The sequence below is a fragment of the Parabacteroides sp. AF17-28 genome (genome assembly GCF_003479205.1).
GTDB classification, from domain to species: Bacteria; Bacteroidota; Bacteroidia; order Bacteroidales; family Tannerellaceae; genus Parabacteroides; species Parabacteroides acidifaciens.
Map to the genome: position 1 here is coordinate 31,117 of NZ_QUGV01000037.1, position 698 is coordinate 31,814.

Annotated in this window: 1 protein-coding gene and 1 pseudogene; one reads left to right on the top strand and one right to left on the bottom strand. The window is 45.1% G+C overall.

Annotated elements, in window-relative coordinates; genetic code table 11:
• A partial coding sequence (locus tag DWW90_RS19065; RefSeq protein WP_199662221.1) for a T9SS type A sorting domain-containing protein occupies positions 1-192 on the top strand: 192 nt, incomplete at its 5' end.
• A 221-nt stretch (positions 193-413) separates the two neighbouring features.
• Here DWW90_RS19065 and DWW90_RS19070 read toward each other — a convergent pair.
• Positions 414-698, bottom strand: a pseudogene (locus tag DWW90_RS19070) (hypothetical protein); the annotation flags it as partial.

The window sequence follows — 698 nt, forward strand, 5'->3', positions numbered from 1 at the left end:
TTCGGTCGCGAAGGCGGTATCCAAATCCAGCCGGCCACACCGGTAGAAATGATTATTGTCAACATGGCAGGTACAGTCGTTGCCCATCGCACGATCAGCCAGGCAGAAACGATCTCCGTTCCGAAAGGAATCTACATCGTTCGCCTGAGCAGTGGCGGCCATGTGTTGACACAGAAAGTAAACGTCCGATAAAGACGCGCATTTATATTAAGTAATCTTCGATTTTTCGTAGATTAAGCTTTTTAGTTAAAGTGAATGGGAAAGGGAGGCCGTGAGGTTTCCCTTTCTGTTTTCATAGGCTGATGCCGCTAAATGATGATTTATTGTGGAAAATTTGGCAAGAAGTGAAACAAATCGGCCGGGTTATCGAACAAGCAACAACCCGGCTGATTCAATTGGTTAGCATTGATAAATCACAATCCGTTAATTTCCTCTACCGACAAACCGGTACATTGCGCAATCGTTTCAATATTGATCCCCTGTTTTTTAAAATTAGCAGCAATAAGACGTTGTTCTTCGATTTTGCCTTCTGCTTTGCCTTTCTCTATTCCTTTCTCTATTCCTTTCTCCATCCCATCTTCAAAACTCGTGTCAAGGGCAGCAGAAAGGTCACGCTCGACGGAGAGGCTTAATTCATATTCCAGACGTTGGTCGGGGGTCATGCGCTCTACCTCCACGATGCTTTTCAGCTTGCGGAA